The following is an 18,060-nucleotide window of genomic DNA, read 5'->3' on the forward strand; positions in this document are numbered from 1 at the left end:
TCCTTTTTCTATTTTTTACATAAATTCCTATCTACTCTACTATACCAAAAATAACTTAAAAGAAGCATAAATAACCCGAAATATAAACTTAAACTATAACAAATCATAAAAATTAAGAGTTATCCTATATAGTTTTGCCGTGATACAGTAGGGTCACTATCTTTAAGGGGGAGCATTTATGAAAACATCGATCGTTGGATTTCCAAGAATTGGAGAGCACCGGGAGTTAAAATTTAGTACTGAACGTTACTTTCGTCAAGAACTAACTGAGCAAGAATTGGAAGAAACGGCTAGAGCGCTGCGGAAGACACATTGGCAACGATTAAAAGCAGAAGGTCTAGATTTTTTACCAAGTGGTGATTTTTCATTTTTTGATACGATATTAGATGCAGCAACGTTATTTAACATCATTCCGCAAAAATATCGACAATTAGGACTGACAGAACTGGAAACATATTTTGCGATGGCAAGAGGGTATCAAGGAGAAAAAGGGGATGTGACCGCACTTGCGATGAAAAAATGGTTTAACACAAATTACCATTATATGGTTCCAGAAATCGAAGATACTACAAATATCAAAGTCAGTGGAACCCGCTTATTTGATCAAATCAAAGAAGCAAACGAACTTGGGATCAACACACGGCCGACGATCGTAGGTCCTTATACTTTAGCAAATTTAGCAAATTACACTGGCAATAAGGATAAACAAGCGATCTATCCTGAACTGATCCAAGCATATCGTGAGCTTTTTCAAAAAATAGAGGCGCTTGGTTGTGAGTGGATCCAAATCGACGAACCAGCATTTGTCTTCGATTTATCATTGGCAGAGCAGCAGACGATCCAAGCGTTATACGAAGCGCTTTTGACTGGACACGTGGGACCGAAGATTTTGATCCAAACGTATTTTGGTGACGTTCGTGATCTTTATGAAACCTTGACGGCTTTACCAGTCGCAGGAATCGGTCTGGATTTTGTCGAGGGACGTAAAAATCTTGAATTGATCGAACGATTTGGTTTTCCTGAGGATAAATGGTTAGTTGCAGGAGTGGTCAATGGCAAAAATATTTGGCGCAATGAATATCAAAAAACAATTGCAACCATCGAGCACTTGCAAAATAAAGCGAAAGTAATTTTGTCGACATCTTGTTCATTGCTACATGTACCCTATACGTTAACGAACGAACCTCAATTACCCGAAACGATCAGCCGACATTTTGCATTTGCTCTTGAAAAACTAACAGAATTAGCAGAATTAAAAGCTTATTTTACAACAGGAAAAGAGACCTATGTGACTCGTAATCAAGCATTGTTTGCGACACAGCGCTTTGTAAAAAATCCAGAAGTATCTCAGCGGATCGCAAATCTCACGTCAGCTGATTTCAAACGTTTACCTGAATTAGCAGTGCGAGCAACACTTCAAAAATCTCGTTTAGCACTGTCTTTATTGCCTACGACTACGATCGGTTCATTCCCACAAACCAAAGAGGTCAAGCAATGGCGGGCAACGTATAAAAAAAGCGAGTTAACATTAGAAGACTATCAACAACGGATCGCTAAAAAAATTGCGGAGTGTATCGCATTTCAAGAAGAGATCGGTTTAGATGTATTAGTCCATGGTGAATTTGAACGTAATGATATGGTTGAATATTTTGGAGAACAACTTGCAGGATATGTCTTTACCAAAAAAGCTTGGGTTCAATCTTATGGCACGAGATGTGTCAAGCCACCTATTATTTGGGGGGATATTTATCGCAAACGGTCTTTGACAGTAGCAGAGACGGTGTACGCACAGTCGCTGACAGATAAACCGGTCAAAGGAATGTTGACGGGGCCGGTCACGATTTTAAATTGGTCTTTTCCACGTGAAGACATTTCATTAAAAGAAGCAACGCTACAACTCGCTTTAGCGATCCAAGAAGAAGTCTTAGAACTAGAAGAAAAAGGGATAAAGATCATTCAAATCGATGAAGCAGCGTTACGTGAAAAATTACCACTACGAAAAAGCGATTGGCATAGTCAATATCTTGAGTGGGCGATTCCGGCTTTTCGTCTAGTGCATAGTCAAGTACAGCCTGAAACACAGATCCATACGCATATGTGTTATAGCGAATTCACAGATATCGTTCGTGAGATCGATCAAATGGATGCAGATGTGATTTCATTTGAAGCATCACGCTCGAATTTAGCGATTTTAGATGCCTTACGTGATCAGGATTTTAAAACACAAGTGGGGCCAGGTATCTATGATATCCATTCACCACGCATTCCCACAGTAGCAGAAATGGAAACAACGATCGATCAGATTTTAGCAAAATTGCCGATCTCTCAAGTATGGATCAATCCTGATTGTGGTCTAAAAACACGGCACGAAGCCGAAACGTATGCTAGTCTGCGTCATTTAGTGACTGCTGCTGTGCAAAAAAGGGAGGAATACGATGCGAACCGATCAACTATTTCAACAAAAGACCGTATTTTCATATGAGGTCTTTCCACCAAAAGCCACAACGTCTCTTGATACAATCTATACGACATTGGAGCGAATGAAAGGCCAGCAGCCGGATTTTATTAGTGTGACATTAGGTGCTGGTGGATCGGTCAAAAACTTGCAGACAGTTGATATCGCACACAAGATCCAAACGGAGCAGTTTTTACCTAGTGTGGCGCATTTACCAGCGATCCATTCTACAAAAGCGGAGATTTTGACGATTTTAGCGCAACTTAAAGCAAAAAAAATCGACAATATCTTAGCGCTAAGAGGAGACATCATACCAGGCAAGTCTACGAGTGACGATTTTATTCATGCGGCAGATCTAGTCTCGTTCATCAAAGAACATGGCGCGTTTAATATTATCGGAGCCTGTTATCCAGAAACTCATCTAGAAGCAAAAAATGCAATTGAAGATATCCGTTTCTTAAAAGAAAAAGTTGAAGCCGGGACCAGTCAGTTGGTCTCGCAGCTTTTCTTTGACAATCAATATTTTTACCGCTTTTTAGAACGTTGTGCTTTGGCTCAGATCGAAGTGCCGATCCAAGCTGGGATCATGCCAGTCGTCAATAAAAAACAAATCGAGCGGATCACCAAAATGTCACATGTGACTTTGCCTGAAAAATTTTTAAAAATGATGGCGCGTTATGAACATAATCCAGAAGCGATTCGCGATGCTGGGATCGCCTATGCTGTTGATCAAATCGTTGATTTAGTGGCACAAGGCGTCGATGGGATCCATCTTTATACCATGAATAATCCTTACGTTGCCAAACGGATTCGTGAAGCAACACGTAGTTTATTTGAAACACCATCACTAGCTCTGATTGCAGAGTAGTGGTGGTGTTTTGACGTGTTTTGCAAAATCAAGATGAATATGAGAGGATAGAGAAAAAGGAGGGGTTCACATGATTGAAATCCAGGCTTTATCAAAAAAATATGGTCCCAAAAAAGCACTCAACAACCTTGATTTGACCATTAATAATGGTGAGATCTATGGTTTACTAGGTCACAATGGTGCCGGCAAGTCGACGTTGATCAAAATGTTGGTCAGTATCTTACAGCCAACGTCAGGTACGATCGTCATCGATGGTTTACCTTTAGCGACTAATCGCGAAACGATCAAAAAACAAATTGGGTATGTACCTGATTCACCAGATCTTTTTTTACAATTAACTGCACATGAATATTGGTCTTTAATGGCCGCAGCCTATATGATTCCAAAAGATCAAGTAGTGACTCGCCTACCAGAACTTGTGGCACGTTTTTCGATGCAAGACCATCAAACTGAAACGATTGCGAGTTTTTCACACGGGATGCGCCAAAAAACCATGATCATTGGAGCATTGCTCTCTGATCCTGATATTTGGATATTAGATGAACCACTACAAGGCTTAGATCCACAAGCAGCCTTTGATTTAAAAGAAATGATGAAGTTGCATGTACAAAAAGGTAAAACCGTTATTTTTTCCACTCACGTATTGGAAAGTGCCCAGCAGTTGTGTGATCGTTTAGCGATTTTGAAACAAGGAAACTTGTTATACGATGGCACAGTAGATGCTTTACTTGAGCGCTATCCTAATGAATCACTAGAAACGATCTATTTAGGACTCGTTCATCAAGACGAGCCAAGCGAGGTGTAGTGAGATGGAACAATTAAAAGAACTCATTCGGGTCAATTTATTGTTTGCCAATCCTCAGGTCACTGAGAAAGGACGTGCTAAAGGCAAACAAGGTCATGCGTTGGTTCGTTCGATCCTAAGTCAGTATTTATTGTCCACGATTATTTTTTCGGTAATTTATGGCGCGATCATGTTTTCTACAGATTTTTCAAAGCGGCCTGAGTTGTTTACTTATTTTGTAGGTCTTTTTGGACTTTTAGGTTTATCACAAACGATCAGTGCGATTTTAAATGTGTTTTTAGAAAGCCGAGATATTCCTGCCTATTTGCCGTTGCCATTTAAACAATGGACGATTTTTACCGCGAAGTTGATCGTAGTCAGTCTAGCGGTCGTTCCCTTTTTATTGCCGATTTTTATTTTGTTTTTACTTAGTAGCCTCAGTGCAGGCATGCCTGTGGTCCTTGCTGTATGTATCGGGATTTGTTTGTTTATTTGTTGTTTATTGATCTTGTATTTTCTTTCGAGTATTCTCGTCTTTGGATTAGCCAAGACCTCTTTTTATAAAAAACACAAAAAAATCGTGACATCAGCGTTATTACTGATCACGACAGGTCTAGTGATCGTAGGAATTTTATTTTTTAATCGCTCTAGTAGTCTAGATGAAGTCAGTCAAACCCCTAAGATTGTGTTATTCATGCCATTGTTTTATATTACGACGCAATTTACTTCTACAGCCAGTTTGATGTCTATTAGCATCATGGTGGTCTTAATACTTGTTCTTTCGTTGATTTTACGTTTTTTTATCCTACCTCATTTTTACGAAGAATTGATTGAAATCTCGACAATAGAAGGGAATCCGACACGTAAAATTAAACCAGCACAAAGTGTGACGAAATTATAGAATTTGCGGGCGAGAAAACTCACTAGTTTAATGGTGGGATGATAGCCCGTAAACGTACTGTAAGAATGTAGGGAAACTTGCATTTAGTGACCATGCAAAAGCTCGTATGGTCCAATGAAGAAACTGAATTGCTGGAAATCCGTAAAGCTAACGAAACGACAACGTAGGGATGTTAAACCCAAGCGTGAACGTGGCGAAAGCAGAAAAAATTCGTTAGATGGCATAGGGTTAAATCCTACGTGCTTGTACAATCGGAAATCAGCAGCCAAGCCTAGAAATAGGAAGGTTCAACGACTATTCCTCTTGAGGGAAGTAGAGTCAAGCGACTCGAAGTGGTTTCGCCTTAACAAGTAAAGTTGAAGGATAAGATATAGTCTGTGCTTGCATGAAAGTGTAAGAAGTTCATCAGAGAACTGCGTAAGAAGTCGCGAACTTGCGTGAACAAACTCCACATGAAAGTCTTAAGTTCTATTTAGTATTTATGCTGAAAACAGCCTTCTGAAGCGGTTTGTTGTATACTTAAGGTATACAGACAGGAGGTGTGCAGAAATGAAGAAAGCCCATAAAATCAGAATCTATCCCAATCCAAAACAGGAAGTTCAATTTCAAAAAACATTTGGTTGTGTCCGTTTTTACTGGAATTTTTTACTCGACCAGCGGATCACAAACTACAAGATGAAAAAAGAAAATCCTGAATACATTGAAAATAAACTGACCTACGCTGGACTGAAAAAGCAAGCAGAGTTTGCGTGGTTAAAAGAAGTCGAAGCTCAGCCATTAAGTCAAGTCAATATGGATTTGAATAAGGCGTATAAACATACGTTCAACTCTAAATTTGGATTTCCTAAATTTAAGAGTAAAAAAACCTCAAAGAAATCCTATCGAACGGCCGTAGGTATGAAAGTCAATGGTAGATACTTCTATGTCTCTAAAGTCGGTTGGGTCAAAATGGCAGAAGCATTGCGTTTCAACGGGAAACTAACGAACGTTACGATCAGCCAGACCAAATCAGGGAAATATTTCGCAACATTCTTAGTGGACACTGAGAATGTCAAAAAAGAACCTGTGAAAGAATCAATTGGATTAGATTTAGGCTTAACTCATTTCTGCATCACCTCCGCAGGAGAAAAAAACGACAACAAACGATTTTACCGTTCTCTTGAACAACGGTTGGTACGTGAACAACGAAAACTTTCTAGACGTTTAGAAGTGGCGAAAGCACACAACCGAAAACTCGAGGAGTGCCGAAACTACCAAAAACAGAAAGTAAAAGTTGCTCGTATCCATGAGAAAATAGCCAATCAACGTATTGACTTTTTACATCAACTCTCTTCACGACTTACTGATGAGAACCAAATCATTTGTATTGAAGATTTGAATGTAAAAGGATTGGTGAAAAATCATAAAGTAGCGAAGTCAATTTCAGATGTCTCTTGGAGTGAGTTCGTTCGACAATTGGACTATAAATGCCAGTGGAAAGGTCGCACTTTAGTTAAGGTAGACCGCTTCTTCCTAAGCTCACAGCTTTGTTCTGTTTGCGGTCACAGTGACGGTAAAAAAGAACTCGATATTCGTGAATGGGTCTGTTCAAATTGTGGAACACTGCATGATAGAGACATCAATGCAAGCATAAATATTAAAACCGAAGGACTTTCGGGGATCGCTTAGTCAATTTACGTCCGTTAGGATGTATTACCTAAGAACCCCACGACTTTAGTCGTGTGGAGTGTCAGTATGGTCGTACAATTTACAGTTGATCAAAGATCCAAATCTATTGTTACAAGTGTTCTCAGGATCGGTTGTCTTTCCAATCATTTTCTTTATTAGTTTTGGGGCTAGTGGTACGGTCGATCTAAGTGGTCTGTCTTTTCAATATAGTGCAGCTTTGGTTTATGCGGGGATGTTAGTGAGTTATTTAGTGACTACACCTGTTTCACTTGTTGCGATCATCTTGTCATTAGATAAAGAAAATTATCCTTATATTTATGCTACACCGATCTCGATTGGTTACTATCTACGACAAAAATTTTTATTTGGCCTTAGCGTGCAGTTTGGGATCACCTTTTTACTGATGATCGTAGCGTATTTTGTTTTTCATATGCCTTTGATCTTATTGATCGCCTTTATGATCGGTGGCTTGATCGGTAGTACGATTTTTTCACAAGTCTATTTTTGGCGCGACTTCCGCTTGTTTTCTAGTCATTGGACCGATCTAACACAGTTGTTTTCAAGAGGAGCTGGAACATTTGGTCTCGTTTTATTGCAGTTTAGTGGCTTGATCATCGGAGGGATCTTGGTAAGTGCAGTTGCCTTTGTCAGCTATTTAGTTCCCAATAGTTTAGTTCCAATAGGATTGGTTCTAGTAGTATTATTAGGTGTCGGTGTCGTCCATATGTATTACTATAAAAAATATTGGAGTACGCTATGAAGCGTTATGGACTAGTATTAGTGTTAGTGATGGCGACAAGTTTCATGTCAACCAAACCCGTTTTAGCAAAAGAAACACAGATGATGTCTCGTTTGTATAATCAAAATAGTGGAGAACATTTTTATACGGCTTCTGCTGTGGAACGTCAGACATTGATCGATCTAGGTTGGCAAGACGAAGGAGAAGCATTTGAAGCTCCAGTAGCAGGCATCCCGGTTTTTCGGGTATACAATCGAAAAGCAGGGGATCATCATTACACGAGTTCGGAAAGTGAAAAAAATCATTTGGTTCAATTAGGTTGGCAAGATGAAGGAGTTGGTTGGTACGCATTAGCTAGCGGTACACCAGTCTATCGAGCGTATAACAAGTACGCGACTTCAGGTAGCCATCACTATACGACCAGTCAAAACGAAATCGATCTGTTAGTTAAAGCGGGCTGGCAAGATGAAGGAATCGCTTGGTATGCCGTTTCAAGTGAATTGCTAAACGCGCAACCGACTACGCGTGAAATAGCAATCAGTCAAGCGGTATATACGCAATTAGCGACCTATCGTCTGGAAAAAGGCAAACCGCTGTTACAGCATGAAACGCGTCTGGATACAGGTGCGTATCTACGGGCAAAAGAAATCAGTACGTTTGATACTAGCTATGCTGATCAACAAAAGTTAGCGCAACATCTACGACCGAATGGACAAAGCTTTGCGTCACTTTATCAAAATTTGGCCATCACAGATTTTTCAGATTATTCAGAAAATATCGCCTTGATTCCACATCAAGAGTCGATTGAAACAAGTGCTAAACTTTCCATTACTAATTTAAGTAATAGTCAACAAGGTCATCGTGAAATGATGGAAACGGAATTTTTTGACCAAGTGGGGGTAGGTGTTTTTGAAACCTCTACACAAACTATCGTAGTCCAACATTTTGCCAAAAAATAAAGGAGATGTGACAGCACGCTGTCACACTGCCTAAACATCTTATAAACGGTCTTCTAAAAGCAACTCCTTCAAAAATAAGCCACCACTTTTTTATTTAGATGTGCGTACTTTACGATTTTTAATGATCGTTACAAGAATTGGAACAAGTGATACGAGGATGATTCCGATCATAATGATCGAGAAGTGTTCATTGATAAATGGAATCGATCCTAAGAAATAGCCTGCGAACAACCCGATCGCTGACCAACAGATCGCACTGACGATATTGTAAAAGCTAAACAAGCGCCAACTCATCTGACTAGCTCCAGCGATGAATGGGATAAAGGTACGAACGAAAGGTAAAAAACGTCCGATAAAAATCGTATGCTTTCCTTTTTCATTAAAGAAATGCTCCGCTTTTTCGACTTCTTCTTGTCGAATAAAACGAGAGAGTTTTCCATCATATAAGACCTTCAATCCAAATGTTCGACCAAGCCAATAATTCAATAAATCACCTAAAATCGCTGCTACGACACAAGTCAAAAACAAGGTGGGAAGATGGAGTACACTACTGCCGACAGCAGCTAATGCTCCTGCTGCAAAAAGTAGAGAATCACCTGGTAAAAAAGGAAAGATAACTACGCCGGTTTCTACAAAGATAATTAAAAATAATAGGGGATAAACGCCCCAACCATATTGATTGACCAATGCTAAAAGATGAGCATCGATATGGATAATAAAATCGATCAGTGCCAAAAGAAATTCGCTCCTTTAAATACATTCTTATCTCTATAGTAAAGAAGTTCACGAGTAAGGTCTAGAAAAATTTGAAAAAAAAGCAAAACTTAACTTATTTCATAAATTTTTTGATCAAGGCAAACTTTTTATTGGTATAAGGTGGATAAAGCATCGCTAATTTTGGTAACTCGCGTTTTTTTACAATCGCTTTTCGATGTGAGAATGTCAAAAAGCTATAGTGACCATGATAATGTCCCATGCCAGATTGGCCAACACCACCGAAAGGAAGATACTCATTCGTTAGATGAAGTAAGGTATCATTGATCACACCACCACCAAAACTTAGATTAGCCAAGACGAGATCTTCGGCTTTTTTTTCTTTAGTGAAGAGATATAGGGCGAGTGGTTTTTCGAGTTTTTGGATCGGTCGAATCACTTCTTCTTCAAACGCATGTTTTGAATAGGTCAAGATCGGCAGAACTGGACCAAAAAGTTCTTCTTGCATCAACGCATCCTCAAATGTTAATTCTGTGACGATCGTGGGTGCGACAAAGCGAGACGGGACATCGATCTCACCACCTAAAACGATTTTTCCATTCGTTTGTTGCAATAGTTCAACAAAGCGCGAGGTGTGTTTTTCCGTTGCTAAACGCCCAAAATCTGGACTTTTTTTAGGTTCAAGACCATAAAATTTTTGTAAATGGAGTGTCAACTCACGTATAAAATCGTGTGCGATGCTTTCTTCTACAAGTACATAGTCAGGTGCGACACAAGTTTGACCAGCATTGACAAATTTTCCCCAAGCGATCTTTTCAGCAGCTGTATTGAGTTCACTGCTCTCTGTGACGATCGCTGGACTTTTTCCGCCTAGTTCAAGCGTTACAGGAACCAAATGCTGACTTGCAGCTTTCATCACGATTTTCCCAACAGCAGGACTACCAGTAAAAAAGATATGGTCGAACGGTTGAGCCAATAGTTCTGTCGTCTCTTTTACTTCACCTTCGATTACTGTAACGAACTCAGGATCAAAAATGGTTGCGAGCATATTTTTAATGACTTTGGTGACATTTGGCGTATACTCTGATGGCTTGATGACTGCTGTATTCCCAGCTGCGATGGCACCGATCAAAGGTTCGATCACAAGTTGGAAAGGATAGTTAAATGGACCGATGATCAAAACAGTGCCTAGTGGTTCAAAAATCGAATAGCTTGATGCACCTAAAAGATAAGTTGGATTTTTTGCTTTTCTGGGACGCATCCAACGGGCTAATTTTTTACGTGTTTGACGAATGCTTTGTAAAACAAAGCCGATTTCTGTGGCATATGTTTCAAAAGCTGACTTATGTAGATCTTGTTCAAAGGCTTGATACAATTCGTCCGTTTTTTCATTGATCGCTCGTTCCAGTTTTTTTAATTGCATCAATCGAAAAGCTAGCGGTCGAGTCTGGTTACTTAAATAATATTCTTTTTGGATTTGCACACTCGTTTTGATGTCCATGATTCACGCTCCGTGTAGTAGTTTTTTATCTAGTGTACGTCAAAATGTTTAGAAAACAAAAAAATAAGCGCTAGAATGATCTAGCGCCTACCTTAAGCAATAAAATTATAAAGATTTAGCAACTTCGGCTACACGGTTTAAACCAGCTTCAACGATTTCAGCTGTTTTAGAAGGGTCAGCATTGTGTCCTTCGATAATCACTGTGTCTGTGATGTTCATACCGAACATACCACCAAAAGTTTTTTCCATGTAAGTTACAGCAGTTTCCATAGCAACTGCATCACCAGAAGAATAAATTCCACCACGAGCGTTAAGTAAGATGATTTCTTTACCTGCTTGTAATTGGTTCATTGTTCCATCTTGGTTGTATGAGAATGTGTAACCAGCTTGGAAGATGTAGTCGATGAACGTGTGTAATGCTGCAGGGATCGTTAAGTTCCACATTGGGAAGGCAAAAACTACAACGTCTGCTTTAGAGAATTTTTGTTGAACGACTTCACGAATATCCATTAATTTTTGTTCAGCATCTGTAAATGGTTTGTCTGTCGCCATTTTACCAAAAGCATCAAATAATGTTTGACCGATATAAGGCATATCTTGAGCAAATACATCAAATGTATCGATGTTTACTTTTGTGGCATCTAAATTTTCTACAAATGTGTTATACATTGCAGTTGAAGTTCCATCTGGACGGTTGTTTCCTTTTACGACTAATACGTTTTTCATAGAATTTTTTCCACCTATTCTTAATCTTTAATTTTTTAACTGAACTTAGCATACACTATTTTTTTATAACTTACAATAAATAAGCTCTTACTTTTTTATAGTAAATTTCAAAAGAATAAAAAAATACTACGAATCTTGAAAAAATAGCAAAATAAAGGTATACTGAATCAAAAGTTTAGGTTAACCTAAAAAATAAAGTTTAAACTAAAAGGGAGGAAAATAATGATTGAATTAAACGATATCAGTGTCCGTTATCGTAAAGATGAATTTGCTGTAGATCATGTGTCTTTATCGATAGCAACACCAGCTTTGATCGGGATATTAGGGCCAAATGGTGCGGGGAAATCGACCTTGATCAAAGGGATATTACAACTGGTTCCGGCTACAGGTCAAGCAAAGATCGATCAACAAGCAATCACTGCATTGCGCCAATATATCGCTTATGTCGAACAAAAAGCTGAAATCGATCGAACGTTTCCGATTACAGTAAGAGAATGTGTTTCATTAGGGTTGTATCCAAATCGCCCATTTTATAAAAAGATCTCGAAATCGGAATGGCAAAAAGTCGATCAAGCATTAGCAAAAGTCGAGATGGAGTCATTTTCATTGCGGCAAATCGGTGAATTATCAGGAGGGCAATTCCAACGCGTTTTAGTGGCACGAGCGTTAGTCCAACAAGCGAAAGTGATTTTTTTAGATGAACCATTCGTTGGGATCGATCGCAATAGCGAAGAACTGATTATGAATGTTTTAAGACAGTTGCGTGATCAAGGAACGTACATTTTTATCGTCCATCATGATCTAGGAAAAGTAAACGACTATTTTGATGAAGTCATATTGATGAATAAACGATTGATCACATATGGCAAAACTAAAGACGTATTCATTCCAAAGTGGATCACAAAAACTTATGGCACACAAACGATGATCTTACAGGAGGGGAGCTCATGATTTTTTTTGAGGCTTTAGGACAATATACGTTTTTACAACATGCTCTCGTGACGGCATTAGCCATTGGGATCGTATCAGGTATGCTAGGATGTTTTATTATCTTGAGAGGATTGTCTTTGATGGGTGATGCGATCTCACATGCCGTTTTACCTGGTGTTGCCTTATCGTATATCTTTGGCATCTCTTATTTTTGGGGAGCACTTTGTTTTGGGATCGTGGCTTCTTTTTTGATTTCTTCTATCTCAAGTCAAAGCGTGATCAAACAAGATACAGCAATTGGGATTACCTTTAGCAGTTTCTTAGCATTGGGTGTCATCTTGATCGGTGTATCCAACAGTTCAACTGATTTATTCCATGTATTGTTTGGAAACATTCTAGCGGTAACAAAACAAGAAATGTGGCAAACGATCGGGATCGCGATCTTGGTAGTGAGTGTATTGGTCGTTTGCTATCGACCCTTATTTTTGACCTCGTTTGATCCGATGATGGCTAAAGCGAGTGGGATCAAAGTTCAATGGTTTCATTATCTTTTGATGTTATTACTGACGATCGTATCGATCACCGCGATGCAAAGTGTCGGCACGATGCTAGTCGTTTCGCTATTGATCACACCAGCAGCAACAGCTTTTTTATTTAGTAAACGTCTGCATTACATGTTAACTCTCGCAGCCTTTTTTGGAGCGAGCGCGTCTTTTTTTGGATTGTGGATTGGGTATGTTTACAATTTGTCCGCCGGTTCAAGTATCGTGCTATTTGCAGCTGCGCAGTTTGTGTTCGCCTTTGTCTTTTCACCCAAACATCAATTGAAACAAGTCAAGATATGGCGTAGTGTGGGTGTGATAAGTGCGGTCATTGGTTTAGGTAGTTTATTATTTTTTCAAACCGCGACGCTAAAAAATGACAAGCTATCGGTCGTTGTCACAAATTCGATTTTGTATGATTTGGTTCAACAAGTTGGACAAGATCATGTACAGGTCCATTCATTAGTTCCAGTCGGAAAAAATCCTCATGAACATGAACCGTTACCAGAAGATATCGTAAAAGTAAGTGAAGCAGATGTGGTTGTTTACAATGGATTAAACCTAGAAGCTGGAAGTGATGGTTGGTTTCAAAAATTAATGGAGACAACGCATAAACAAGCTGATCAAGATTATTTTGCCGCAAGTCGTACAGTAGAGCCTTTGTACATTGAAGGGAGTCTTGAACAGACTGAAGCGCAACTAGATCCACATGCTTGGTTAGCGCTTGAAAATGGACAAAAGTATATTACCGAGATCGCCCGCATATTAAGCCAAAAAGATCCAGATCATCAAAATGAATATGAGCAAAATGCACAACAGTATAACCAAATATTACAAACATTAGATGATGAGATACGTCAACAAATCGCGCAGATCCCTGCGGAAAATCGGTTGATCGTCACGAGTGAAGGGGCGTTCCAATACTTTTCTAAAGCGTATGAGATCCCGTTTGCGTATATCTGGCCAATCAATACGGAACAAGAAGGGACTCCACAACAAGTAAAAGATCTAGTCGATCGCTTGATAGATAGTCCAGTGCCGGTGGTATTTGTTGAAACGAGTGTTTCGAGAAAACCGATGGAAAGCATTGCACGACAAACCGATAAACCAATCTATAGTGAATTGTTTACCGATTCGATCGCAAAACCGGGTGAAACTGGTGATAGCTATTATGCGATGATGGAATGGAACCTTACGAAGATCGCACAAGGGTTAATGCAAAAAAAGTGAACGAGTTTAGACTCGCTCACTTTTTTTACGTGGTTTAGATCCTTGTTTTTTAGAGACTAAAACGGCAGCTTTTTCTTCTTTTTCTAGATGATAATACGTAACGGTTGGTGGGACACCTAACCGTGCTGGGATAGCAGTCATCCCAATACCCGTGTTTACAGACAGCAATGTCTTTTCAGCTAACAAATACAATCCGTGGGTGAATTTTGTGGATCCTTTATGCGTCGGTCGATAACGTGGCAAACGAATCTGGCCACCATGGCTGTGTCCGGCTAAGACGAGATCAAACCGATCGATATGTGGGATATCTTCGACACTGTCTGGTTCGTGAGTCAGTAAGATATGCCAATCGGCAAATGTTTGTTGATACTTATAGCTAGGACGACCTTTCAAAGCATCATCTAACCCAACGATTGTTAAAGACACATCATCATTTGTAAAATAAGCTTGTTCGTTTACAAGTAACTGGAAATCGGCTTTTTTTAAGACTTCACGAACAAAGTATTGGCCATCATGGGCATAATCGTGGTTGCCTAAAATCGCAAACTTTCCTAGTGGTGCATGGAGTTTTTTTAACTTTTCGATCAATTTCTTGGTATTGCGTTGTGGCCAACGAGCGTAGTTTGAAATCAAGTCCCCAGTAAAGATGATCATATCGGGTTTTGTCACAAGTAGCTGTTTGATCACACGGTTGAGTTTTCGCGGTGGATACCATCGTGAAAAATGGAGGTCACTGATCTGCGCTAGTACGATACTAGTTTTTCCTTGATAAAGATCAGCTGCGCTTGTAATATCCAAGACTTTTTTCTTATCTTTACGGATAAAATAATGCGTTTCAAGCAAGCGGCTAGGTTCGATAACAAAGATATATACTAGAAAACCAACGAGCAGAAGGAGACAAATATAAAAGAAGATCATGCAAAAAGCGCTCCTTAACTAGAATTAATAGATAACCTTAGAATAGGCGAAAATCACAAAAAAAGCAATCGAACAAAACAAAAAAGATTTGATCGATTACTAAAAAATACATATATTATTTAAAATGCTTTCGCGCCGGGGAAAGATGCGTTTGTCGAGAGAAACGTTTAGAAAATCGTTTAGGGATCAAGAATAGTAGCACATCATATGGAATACTGATCACATTCCAAAACAAACCATGACTATTAAACGATCGAGTATAAACGAGCGCACTCAAAGCATATAAGATCAAAAGACTAAGACACAATAAAATGAGTTTGGTCACAATGATCGGATAAGGTGAGTGGGTCAAAAGCAAGGTGAACAAAACCGGCATACCATAAAAATAACTGGCTAGTAAGCCAAAGCGCCAATTGCGCACAAAGAAAAAAGTTTCGCGGATCAATAAGATCAAACTAAACAGTAAGGCAAGTGGAGGGAACAAGCTAAATAATGCCGTATAGATCATTCCAAATACAAATAGCATCGGACCATTGATCAATGCAACGAGCCCAAGTAATGCCAATAGGATCAAACCTTTGCCCCAAAATGGCACGATACAAAGCAAACCGAATAAAATAAACAAGGACCAGTGACTCCAACTACCTACTGCTTCTTGTTTTGTTTTGGGTGCTTGAATAAGTGTTTTGATACGCGTTAGCAATCGATTCAAGAAACCATCTCCTTTTCATTTAGTATAAAGAATGCCTAGACTTTTGCCATCGTTCCTAGGACTGAGATTTTCTTGAAAATCAGAGCTTTCCATTTAGAAATTTGTCAAAATATGCTATTGTATGGAAGAGAATTAAGGAGGAACATAGATGATTTTTGATACGCATACCCATTTAAATGCTGAACGGTTCCAAGATGAGATCGATGAAACGATCGACCGTGCGCATACATTAGGTGTCACTGAAATGGCCGTTGTTGGATTTGATACGCCGACTATTGAAAAGTCGTTAGAATTAAGTCAACGTTATGACGGGATCTATAGTATTATCGGCTGGCACCCGACAGAAGCTGGAAGCTATACAAAAGAAATCGAAACGACATTATACCGTCAATTGACATTGCCCAAAGTCGTGGCTTTAGGCGAAATCGGATTGGATTATTATTGGATGGAAGATCCTAAAGAAGTCCAAGCCAAAGTGTTTAAACGCCAAATTGAGATCGCCAAAGAATTTAACTTGCCAATCAGCATCCACACGCGCGATGCGATGGAAGATACTTATGCGATTTTAAAAGAAGCTAAGATCCAAGATATCGGTGGAATCATGCACAGCTTTAGCGGCGATGGAGAATGGGCGAAGAAATTTTTAGATCTTGGCATGCATATTTCGTTTAGTGGTGTCGTGACGTTTAAAAAAGCACTTGAAGTCAAAGAAGCTGCACAAGTCGTACCGTTAGATCGTTTATTGGTCGAAACGGATGCGCCTTATCTTGCACCAGTCCCATTTCGTGGCAAACGCAATGAACCTGGTTATACCAAATATGTAGTCGACGAGATTGCGGCTTTGCGTGAGATGAGCGTGGAAGAAGTAGCGAATCAAACGACTCAAAATGCACGTCGCTTGTTTAGGATCGGTGAGTAGCATGTCTAAATTAAAAATTGAAGAAGTGATCGTCGTTGAAGGAAAAGATGATACGAGACGTCTACGCCAAGTACTAGAAGTGGATACGATCGAAACGATTGGCTCAGCGATCAATGATCAGATTTTAGAACGGATCGCCCATGCACAAGAAACACGAGGCGTGATCGTATTTACCGATCCCGACTTTTCGGGTGAAAAAATTCGGAAAACGATCATGGCTGAAATCCCTGATGCAAAACATGCGTTTTTGCCACGTGATCAAGCTGTCCCAAAGAAAAAAGGTGGTAGCTTAGGTGTCGAACATGCGAGTGATGCGGCGATCTTAGAGGCTTTACAAAAAGTCGTTACTCCAGTCGATAAGGCAGAAGAAACAGTGATCGATCGTGCTACTTTGATGGCATATGGCTTGATTGCAGGTGACAAAGCCAAAGAACGTCGTGAAGCGCTAGGGGATCTACTACGCATCGGGTATACTAATGGTAAACAATTGGAAAAGCGCTTGGCAATGTTTCGAATCGATGAAGCAACGTTTAAAGACGCAATGAAACAAGTGGAGGAAAATTTGTGAACGAATATCGCGAAATCGCAACACCGTCTCGAACAAAAGAGATTTTAGCTAAACATGGCTTTACATTTAAAAAGAGTTTAGGGCAAAACTTTTTGACCGATCCAAATATTTTACGAAAGATCGTCGAAGCAGCTCAGATCGATGAACATACAAATGCAGTCGAAGTAGGCCCAGGAATCGGGGCTTTGACCGAGCATCTAGCACAACATGCACATCAAGTATTGGCTTTTGAAATCGATGATCGCTTGATCCCAGTTTTAGCAGATACGTTATCTCCTTATGATAATGTGACTGTGATCCACCAAGATATTTTAAAAGCAGATGTCGCTACGGTCTTTAATGAGCAATTCAAAGAAAATTTACCGATAAAAGTCGTAGCCAACTTGCCTTATTACATTACGACACCGATCATGATGCACTTTTTAGAATCGAAAGCTCAAATCGCGGAAATGGTCGTGATGATGCAAAAAGAAGTTGCAGATCGAATCTCTGCTAAACCTGGGACAAAAGCATACGGTTCGCTCTCGATTGCTGTTCAATACCATATGCATGCAGAAGTTGCCTTTATTGTTCCAAAAACGGTTTTCGTACCGCAACCAAACGTTGATTCTGCGATTTTAAAGTTAACTAGACGCGAAACGCCTGCGGTTTCGGTCACGGATGAAAAAGCCTTTTTCAAATTAACCAAAGCAGGTTTCTTACAACGTCGTAAAACCTTATGGAATAACTTACAAAGCTATTATGGTAAAGATGAAGCAACCAAAGCTTGGCTACAAAAAAGCTTAGATGAAGCGCAAATCGATCCGTCAAGACGAGGGGAAACATTGAGTTTAGAAGAATTTGCACGTTTAAGTAATGCGATGGAAGCCTTGCGTTAACAAAAGCTATGACAGAAATCTGTCATAGCTTCTTTTTTTGATTCTTTA

Annotated in this window: 17 protein-coding genes; 12 read left to right on the forward strand and 5 right to left on the reverse strand. The window is 39.5% G+C overall.

Going from position 1 to position 18,060, the window contains the following annotated elements:
• Window positions 1–178: 178 nt before the first annotated feature.
• The 7 genes from metE to ACWOEC_RS04140 all read left to right on the forward strand — a co-directional run bounded on the left by metE (window position 179) and on the right by ACWOEC_RS04140 (window position 8,374).
• Window positions 179–2,482, forward strand: a complete 2,304-nt coding sequence (metE, locus tag ACWOEC_RS04110) for a 5-methyltetrahydropteroyltriglutamate--homocysteine S-methyltransferase (RefSeq protein ID WP_455306152.1) — start codon at window positions 179–181, stop codon at window positions 2,480–2,482.
• Window positions 2,436–3,323 carry a methylenetetrahydrofolate reductase [NAD(P)H] gene (gene metF, locus ACWOEC_RS04115; protein WP_455306154.1) on the forward strand — a complete coding sequence of 296 codons (888 nt, stop codon included), beginning with the start codon at window positions 2,436–2,438 and terminating at the stop codon, window positions 3,321–3,323. The genes metE and metF overlap by 47 nt, the downstream gene beginning before the upstream one ends.
• A gap of 70 nt (window positions 3,324–3,393) precedes the next feature.
• Window positions 3,394–4,128, forward strand: a complete 735-nt coding sequence (locus ACWOEC_RS04120) for an ABC transporter ATP-binding protein (RefSeq protein WP_455306156.1) — start codon at window positions 3,394–3,396, stop codon at window positions 4,126–4,128.
• A 4-nt stretch (window positions 4,129–4,132) separates the two neighbouring features.
• On the forward strand, window positions 4,133–5,008 hold the full coding sequence (locus ACWOEC_RS04125) for a hypothetical protein (RefSeq protein WP_455306158.1): 876 nt from the start codon (window positions 4,133–4,135) through the stop codon (window positions 5,006–5,008).
• A gap of 549 nt (window positions 5,009–5,557) precedes the next feature.
• Complete coding sequence (locus ACWOEC_RS04130) at window positions 5,558–6,676, forward strand: RNA-guided endonuclease TnpB family protein (protein ID WP_455306159.1); 1,119 nt, start codon at window positions 5,558–5,560, stop codon at window positions 6,674–6,676.
• Window positions 6,677–6,734: 58 nt separating this feature from the next.
• Window positions 6,735–7,436, forward strand: a complete 702-nt coding sequence (locus ACWOEC_RS04135; RefSeq protein WP_455306161.1) for a hypothetical protein — start codon at window positions 6,735–6,737, stop codon at window positions 7,434–7,436.
• A complete protein-coding gene (locus tag ACWOEC_RS04140) occupies window positions 7,433–8,374 on the forward strand; it encodes a CAP domain-containing protein (protein ID WP_455306163.1) in 942 nt (313 codons plus the stop codon). Before ACWOEC_RS04135 ends, ACWOEC_RS04140 begins: the two co-directional genes overlap by 4 nt.
• 90 nt (window positions 8,375–8,464) lie before the next feature.
• Here the strand turns inward: ACWOEC_RS04140 and ACWOEC_RS04145 are convergent, their stop codons facing one another.
• The 3 genes from ACWOEC_RS04145 to ACWOEC_RS04155 all read right to left on the reverse strand — a co-directional run bounded on the left by ACWOEC_RS04145 (window position 8,465) and on the right by ACWOEC_RS04155 (window position 11,315).
• Window positions 8,465–9,109: a VTT domain-containing protein gene (locus tag ACWOEC_RS04145; protein ID WP_297076825.1), complete on the reverse strand. Its 645-nt coding sequence runs from the start codon at window positions 9,107–9,109 to the stop codon at window positions 8,465–8,467.
• Between the two features lie 94 nt (window positions 9,110–9,203).
• A complete protein-coding gene (locus ACWOEC_RS04150) occupies window positions 9,204–10,589 on the reverse strand; it encodes an aldehyde dehydrogenase (RefSeq protein WP_455306165.1) in 1,386 nt (461 codons plus the stop codon).
• Window positions 10,590–10,694: 105 nt separating this feature from the next.
• Window positions 10,695–11,315 (reverse strand): FMN-dependent NADH-azoreductase, encoded by a 621-nt coding sequence (locus ACWOEC_RS04155; protein WP_455306167.1) that lies wholly within the window; start codon window positions 11,313–11,315, stop codon window positions 10,695–10,697.
• Window positions 11,316–11,537: 222 nt separating this feature from the next.
• On the opposite strand from ACWOEC_RS04155, the gene ACWOEC_RS04160 reads away from it, so the two are divergent.
• Window positions 11,538–12,266 carry a metal ABC transporter ATP-binding protein gene (locus ACWOEC_RS04160; protein ID WP_455306169.1) on the forward strand — a complete coding sequence of 243 codons (729 nt, stop codon included), beginning with the start codon at window positions 11,538–11,540 and terminating at the stop codon, window positions 12,264–12,266.
• A complete protein-coding gene (locus tag ACWOEC_RS04165; protein ID WP_455306171.1) occupies window positions 12,263–14,017 on the forward strand; it encodes a metal ABC transporter solute-binding protein, Zn/Mn family in 1,755 nt (584 codons plus the stop codon). The genes ACWOEC_RS04160 and ACWOEC_RS04165 overlap by 4 nt, the downstream gene beginning before the upstream one ends.
• A gap of 6 nt (window positions 14,018–14,023) precedes the next feature.
• Here the strand turns inward: ACWOEC_RS04165 and ACWOEC_RS04170 are convergent, their stop codons facing one another.
• Both ACWOEC_RS04170 and ACWOEC_RS04175 read right to left on the reverse strand, forming a co-directional pair.
• The gene (locus ACWOEC_RS04170; protein WP_455306173.1) at window positions 14,024–14,935 is read right to left on the reverse strand and encodes a metallophosphoesterase; all 912 of its coding nucleotides are present in this window, start codon (window positions 14,933–14,935) and stop codon (window positions 14,024–14,026) included.
• A gap of 115 nt (window positions 14,936–15,050) precedes the next feature.
• On the reverse strand, window positions 15,051–15,647 hold the full coding sequence (locus ACWOEC_RS04175) for a hypothetical protein (protein ID WP_455306175.1): 597 nt from the start codon (window positions 15,645–15,647) through the stop codon (window positions 15,051–15,053).
• 148 nt (window positions 15,648–15,795) lie between these two features.
• On the opposite strand from ACWOEC_RS04175, the gene ACWOEC_RS04180 reads away from it, so the two are divergent.
• Genes ACWOEC_RS04180 through rsmA form a run of 3 tightly spaced genes read left to right on the forward strand, consistent with a single transcriptional unit; the run spans window position 15,796 to window position 18,012 of the window.
• Window positions 15,796–16,566 carry a TatD family hydrolase gene (locus ACWOEC_RS04180; RefSeq protein WP_455306177.1) on the forward strand — a complete coding sequence of 257 codons (771 nt, stop codon included), beginning with the start codon at window positions 15,796–15,798 and terminating at the stop codon, window positions 16,564–16,566.
• A gap of 1 nt (window position 16,567) precedes the next feature.
• A complete protein-coding gene (gene rnmV, locus ACWOEC_RS04185; protein WP_455306179.1) occupies window positions 16,568–17,134 on the forward strand; it encodes a ribonuclease M5 in 567 nt (188 codons plus the stop codon).
• Window positions 17,131–18,012, forward strand: coding sequence for a 16S rRNA (adenine(1518)-N(6)/adenine(1519)-N(6))-dimethyltransferase RsmA (gene rsmA, locus ACWOEC_RS04190; protein ID WP_297076801.1), 882 nt, complete (start codon window positions 17,131–17,133; stop codon window positions 18,010–18,012). Before rnmV ends, rsmA begins: the two co-directional genes overlap by 4 nt.
• Window positions 18,013–18,060: the final 48 nt, after the last annotated feature.

Source organism: Enterococcus bulliens, assembly GCF_053761865.1.